Raw genomic sequence first — 6,706 nt, forward strand, 5'->3', positions numbered from 1 at the left:
CTAATAGTAACATACGACGGCCGTATCCGGTACAGAGGCGGTTTGTATCGTTTCCCCCGGCTTAAGTCCAGTTCCGATACCATCCGCAGTCCGTTTTGAAACGGTCTGCATTCCCATATACTCAGAATAGAAGGTCCGAACGGTAAGTTACGTCCGATCCGCCTCGGGCCAATTTTTAATAAAGGTGATGTCCGTCATGAAAAAATTGTACCGGTCCCGTAAAGACAGCAAGCTGTTCGGTTTATGCGGCGGACTGGCGGAATTGCTCAATGTCGATTCCACGCTGCTGCGTGTCGTTTTTTTGGTTACTGCTTTTTTCACGGAAGGCACGCTCATTCCGATTTACTTTATCGCATGTCTTGTAATTCCGAAGGAGCCGGCTTTCGAACCGTTCTACGACCCGGCTTACGGCTATTCGAGCGGAGCGCGTTCTACCGGCCGCAGTCCGGCCTATCCGCGGCCGCAGCAGGAATCGCCTCTGGCGTCTACTCCCGATCCGCAGCCGAACATCGACGAGATGATGCGGGACGTGGAGAAGAAGGCGTTGCAGAAGGAAATCGAACAGCTGCGGGCCAAGCTTGCACAGCTCGAAAAGGGAGACAAGGAGCTTTAATCGGAAGCACCTTCAAGATTGACGATCTGAAGCCGCAGACCTCTGAGGTCAGTTCGTCAGAAGAAAGATGAGTTATTTCGTTAAAAGCTCCACAATAGTTCGGCAGTTTCGATCAGCAGCCGTGGGCATCCGCTCGCGGTTGTTTTCGTTTGGTCTGGATTCATATTGCATATTGCGAACGTACATTCGCTTTGTTATTGTTAAGGAAAGCTTTGAATTACGCCGATAGACATTTTTGTTATTGTTAAGGAAGAGAAGCGACCGGAATTGACACCCCCCGGACGCTCGCATAGACTGATAGTAGCTTCTTTAAACGAAGGGAACTTATGCCCGGACGCGGAGGGTGCAATCGTTTTGAAAATCGATATAAGCAAATGGAGGCACGTATTCAAGCTGGACCCGGATCGGAGCATTACGGATGAAGCTTTGGAGAAAGTATGCGTATCGGGAACGGATGCCGTTATGGTCGGCGGCACCTCGGGAGTGACGTTTGACAATACGGTCGATTTGCTTTCGCGCATACGCCGGTTCGAGGTTTCATGCGTATTGGAAATATCCGATCAGGAGGCGATTGTGCCCGGGTTCGATCTGTATTTGATTCCCATCGTGCTGAACAGCGGCGATCCGGAGTGGATCGTCGGCCGTCATCAGCAGGCGGTGAAGGAATACGGGCCGATGATGCAGTGGGATCAGATCGTAGCCGAAGGTTACGTTATCTTGAACGGACAGTCGACAGCCGCCAAAGTAACCCGTGCCCGCACGGAGCTGGATGCCGCCGAGGTGGCGGCTTACGCCCGTTTGGGCGAGCGGCTGTTCCATCTTCCTGTCCTTTATATGGAATACAGCGGAACGTTCGGCGATATGGAGCTGGTAAGGCGCACAGCCGGGCTGCTGGACTGCGCACGCCTTTTTTACGGCGGCGGTATCGACAGCGCGGATCGGGCGAGGCAGGCGGCGGAAGCGGCCCATACGGTGATCGTTGGCAACGCCGTTTACGATTGCCTGGATCGGGCGCTCGAGACGGTTCAAGCCGTACAAGACGTATAGAAAGGTTGTTTGTAACATGAACGGAAGCATAGATATTCATGCGGCGGTAGCGAAGCTGAACAAGGAGCAGCGTGAAGCGACTGAGACGACCCAAGGTCCTCTGCTCATTATGGCGGGGGCGGGCAGCGGCAAAACCCGCGTCCTGACGCACCGGATCGCTTACTTGATCGCGACGCGCAAGGCGGCTCCCTGGAGCATTTTGGCGATTACGTTTACGAACAAAGCGGCTCGCGAGATGCAGGATCGTATCGGCAAAATCGTCGGGCTATCGGCCTCCGACATTTGGGTATCCACGTTTCACTCGATGTGCGTACGCATTTTGCGGCGGGATATCGAGCGAATCGGCTACTCGTCCAACTTCTCGATTCTCGACTCGACCGATCAGTTATCCGTCATCAAGACGTGTATGAAAGAGCTGAACGTCGACGCCAAAAAATTCGAGCCGAAGGCGATTCAGGCCGAGATGGGGAACGCCAAAAACGAGCTGGTGACGCCGGAGCGGTACGAGCTGAAAATCGGCGATTATTTTCAAGGCATTGTCGCCAAAGTATATACGCTGTACCAGAAAAAGTTGAAGGCGAACAACTCGCTCGATTTCGACGATCTGATTATGAAAACGATCGAGCTGTTTAAGGAAGTTCCCGAGGTGCTGGACTTTTACCAGAACAAGTTCCAATACATTCACGTCGACGAGTATCAGGACACGAACCGCGCTCAGTATATGCTGTGCCGGATGCTGGCGGACAAGCATCACAACATTTGCGTCGTCGGCGACAGCGACCAGTCGATCTATCGCTGGCGGGGGGCGGACATCTCGAACATTTTGAATTTCGAGAAAGACTACCCGGAAGCCCGTACCATCTACCTGGAGCAAAATTACCGGTCTACCGCGAACATTTTGAATGCGGCGAACGCCGTCATTAACAACAATACCGGACGGAAGCCGAAAAACTTGTGGACGGACCAGCAGGGCGGCAACAAGCTAATTCGGTACGAAGCCGGCACGGAGCACGAGGAAGGATATTTCGTCGCCGGAGAAATCGTCAAAAGCCACAAGGAAGGCAAGCCTTACGCCAACCACGCGATTTTGTACCGGACGAACGCCCAGTCCCGGGTGATCGAGGAAATTTTAATCAAGTCGGACATCCCGTATCAGATCGTGGGCGGCATCAAGTTCTACGACCGCAAAGAAATCAAGGACATTCTCGCCTATTTGCGTCTTATATCCAACCCGGACGACGATATTAGCCTGCGGCGGATCATCAACGTGCCGAAGCGGGGCATCGGCGATACGACGGTAGACAAGCTGGCCGAAACGGCCACCGCGCGCGGAGTCTCGATATTTGCGCTGCTGGAGCAGGTCGACACCCTCGATTTGAGCGCCAGATTTCGCGGTACGCTGGCCGAATTTTACGGTATGGTCCGCAATTTGAACGCCATGATCGACTACTTGTCGGTAACCGAACTTACCGAGAAAATGCTGGAGATGACGGGCTACCGGGCGGAACTCGTGCGGGAAAATACGATCGAATCGAAGTCGCGGCTGGAAAATATCGACGAGTTTTTATCGGTTACGCTCGATTTCGAGAAGCGCAGCGAGGATAAGTCGCTCGTTTCCTTTCTCACCGACCTCGCCTTGATCGCCGATATCGATTCGATGGACAAGGAAGACGACGGAAGCAGTAAGGATGCCATTATTTTGATGACGATGCACAGCGCGAAAGGGCTCGAATTCCCGGTCGTTTTCATTATCGGCATGGAGGAGGGCGTGTTCCCGCATAGCCGCGCCTTTATGGACAACGAGGAGCTGGAGGAAGAGCGCCGGCTTGCGTACGTCGGGATCACGCGGGCGGAACAGCGGCTGTACTTGACATGTGCGCGGATGCGTACCCTGTTCGGGAAGACGACGGCCAACGCCCCGTCCCGGTTCTTGAAGGAAATTCCCGGAGAGCTTATCGAGATGTCCGGGGGTTACGGTTCGGGCGGAGGCGGCACCGTATACGGTGGACGAAGCGGGTTTGGAGGCGGCGCGTCGGCATACGCCTCGGGCGGACGAGGCGCTTACGGCTCGCCGACGGGCAGCATCATCGGCGGCGTATCGCCATCTGCCGCAAACCGGACGCCGGCGGGGATGCAGCAGCGTCCGGCGGCAGGAGGCGGAGGAGCGCCGACGGCGTACGAGACCGGCGACAAGGTGAGCCACGGCAAGTGGGGAACCGGCGTCGTGGTCGCGGTCAAAGGCGCCGGCGACGATACGGAGCTGCAGATCGCGTTTCCGGCGCCGGTTGGCGTAAAGAGGCTTTTGGCCAAGTTCGCTCCGATTACGAAGGAGTAAGACGTCTTCACCTAGAGACTGAAAAGGCGAACAAATATTCCTTTTCCATATTATACAAGATGAGGCCTCGTGGTATAATGAAGCTATAAGCGCTTGCAGATGAGCCAGTCTCGCCATGTTCAGCTTAGGAATGGACCAACTCGCCCATTGAAAGGATGAAGTCGAACCGTGGCTAGTGCGATGGACGTTATGAAAAGCTTGATCGAGGAAATCGGCAAGCACAATTACCAGTACTATACGCTTGACGAGCCGGTGATCAGCGACAAGGAATACGACGAATTGTACGACAAGCTTGTGGAGCTTGAGCGTGAGACGGGCGTTACGCTGCCGAACTCGCCGACCTTGCGCGTCGGAGGAGAGCTGCTGCCGGGCTTTCTGCCGCATCGTCACCGAGCTAGGCTATGGAGTCTCGATAAAGCTCAGGACGTGGAGGACCTCCAGCTGTGGCATGCCCGCGTGCTGAAGCTTATTAACGAGCATAATACGCATAATCCGGACGAGCCGCTGCCACAGCCTACCTTTGTCGTCGAGTTGAAGTTCGACGGGCTGTCTCTCAACCTTACCTATGAAGATGGGCATTTGGTTCAAGCCTCCACGCGCGGCAATGGCGAGGTTGGCGAAGGCATTTTGCCCCAGGTGAGGACGATTCGTTCGATTCCGCTTGAAATTCCGTATCGCGACGGTGTGATCGAGGTGCAGGGCGAAGGGATGATGTTCCTTTCCGTCTTCGAGGAGTACAACAAGACGGCAGTCGAGGTGCTCAAAAATCCGCGCAATGCGGCGGCTGGGGCGCTTCGCAACCTGAATCCGAAGATGACGGCGGAACGCAAGCTGAATGCGTTTATTTATAATATCGGCTTTTCCGACAAGGTCCGGTTCCGCGATCATCGGGAGATGGTACAGTTTTTGCGGGATAACCGGTTTAAAGTAAATCCTTATTTGAAATTTTTCGATTGTATGGAAGAAGTGACTGCCGAGCTGCGGAGTTTGGAAGCGATTCGCCACGAGTTCAATTATTTGATTGACGGCGCCGTCGTCAAAGTAAGCGATATGCGCACTCGCGAAGTGCTCGGCTACACCGACAAATTCCCGCGCTGGGCTGTTGCGTTCAAGTTCGAGGCCGAGGAAGCGACAACGATTCTCGAATCGGTGTCCTGGGAAGTGGGCCGTACCGGCAAGCTGACGCCGCTCGCCACCTTTGAACCGGTTGATATCGGCGGGGCGACCGTTCAGCATGCTACGCTTAACAATATCGGAGATATAGAACGCAAAAACTTGAAATTTGCGCTCGGGACCTCGATTTTCGTCAGAAGATCAAATGAGGTCATTCCGGAAATACTGGGCAAGGCGACCGACGAGGAGGATGGCGGCGAGATCGTGTTTCCGACTCACTGTCCTTCGTGCGGCACGGAGCTGGAAATGCGTGGGGCGCATCTGTTCTGCCTGAACCGGCTCGCATGCAAGCCGCAGCTGATCGGCCGTATTACCCATTTCGCATCGCGGGATGCGATGGACATCGAGACGTTCAGCGGGAAAACCGCAGAGCAGCTCTACGACGAACTCGAAGTTCGCGATCCGTCCGATTTGTTTTATTTGAGCTTTGAAGATCTGATCAAGCTGCAGCGATTCGGCGAGAAAAAAGCGCAAAAGCTGCTCGAATCGATCGAGAAATGCAAAACGCGCGACCTGTCTTCGTTTTTGTTCGCCCTCGGCATATCGAATACGGGCAAAACGACGACCAAATCGCTTGCCGATCATTACGGCAGCCTCGGCAAGCTGATGGCGGCGACGGCCGAGGAACTTATCGCCATTCCTGATATCGGCGGGATCGTGGCCGAGAGTATTGTGTCGTTTTTCGCCGACCCGGTTATGCTCCGCAGTATCGAACGGATGCTGGAGGCAGGCGTAAAGCCGACTGAGGTGGAGAAGGCGGCGCCGGCGAATACCGAACATCCGCTGTACGGGAAAACGGTCGTGCTTACCGGTACGCTGACGCAGATGAGCCGGGACGATGCGACGAAGAAGCTGGAGGCGCTCGGCGCCAAAGTGACGGGCAGCGTATCGAAGAAAACCGATCTTGTCATCGCCGGCGAAGCGGCAGGCAGCAAGCTAGCGAAAGCGAAGGAGTTAGGTATTGCTGTTATTGAAGGGGAAGATGAGTTAATCAAGCTGCTCGAAACCTAATTAATGATGGGAAATAGCCGTCCTGCTAAGTCAGAGCGGCTATTTTTTGCAAGACGATAAGGGCTCGATTTCGGACCGGAAAGAAATTTTAAAAAAAGACTTGCAATGGGTCCGTAAACCTGATAATATATGTTCTTGTCACCGCATGATTCGACATAAACAAGCCTACAAAAATAGGCCTGAACATCATACAGCATGCATGACAAAGTTCCTTGAAAACTGAACAAATGAAACGGACATGAAGTCGATTCACAAGCAGATTATGCGAATGAGTCGGTGAACCAGCTAGTAAAGTAATGAGCTATCGGCTCATCTAATAAGGTTTCACCTTTTTGGAGAGTTTGATCCTGGCTCAGGACGAACGCTGGCGGCGTGCCTAATACATGCAAGTCGAGCGAACCCTTCGGGGTTAGCGGCGGACGGGTGAGTAACACGTAGGCAACCTGCCCGTAAGTCTGGGATAACTATCGGAAACGATAGCTAATACCGGATACGAAGAGAGAACGCATGTTCTCTTTTGGAAAGGC

4 protein-coding genes and 1 rRNA gene are annotated in these 6,706 nt (G+C 54.0%); all 5 read left to right on the forward strand.

The window, feature by feature from the left end; genetic code table 11:
* The first annotated feature begins 196 nt into the window (after window positions 1–196).
* Entirely contained in the window at window positions 197–613 is a 417-nt protein-coding gene (locus D7M11_RS22945; protein ID WP_120749594.1) for a PspC domain-containing protein, read from the forward strand.
* Between the two features lie 354 nt (window positions 614–967).
* On the forward strand, window positions 968–1,660 hold the full coding sequence (pcrB, locus tag D7M11_RS22950) for a heptaprenylglyceryl phosphate synthase (protein ID WP_120749595.1): 693 nt from the start codon (window positions 968–970) through the stop codon (window positions 1,658–1,660).
* A 16-nt stretch (window positions 1,661–1,676) separates the two neighbouring features.
* Window positions 1,677–3,995 carry a DNA helicase PcrA gene (gene pcrA, locus D7M11_RS22955; protein ID WP_120749596.1) on the forward strand — a complete coding sequence of 773 codons (2,319 nt, stop codon included), beginning with the start codon at window positions 1,677–1,679 and terminating at the stop codon, window positions 3,993–3,995.
* A gap of 180 nt (window positions 3,996–4,175) precedes the next feature.
* Window positions 4,176–6,179 carry an NAD-dependent DNA ligase LigA gene (ligA, locus tag D7M11_RS22960; RefSeq protein ID WP_120749597.1) on the forward strand — a complete coding sequence of 668 codons (2,004 nt, stop codon included), beginning with the start codon at window positions 4,176–4,178 and terminating at the stop codon, window positions 6,177–6,179.
* Window positions 6,180–6,508: 329 nt separating this feature from the next.
* Window positions 6,509–6,706, forward strand: a 16S ribosomal RNA gene (locus tag D7M11_RS22965); the annotation flags it as partial.

The organism is Paenibacillus ginsengarvi (genome assembly GCF_003626695.1).
Taxonomy (GTDB): domain Bacteria; phylum Bacillota; class Bacilli; order Paenibacillales; family NBRC-103111; genus Paenibacillus_AB; species Paenibacillus_AB ginsengarvi.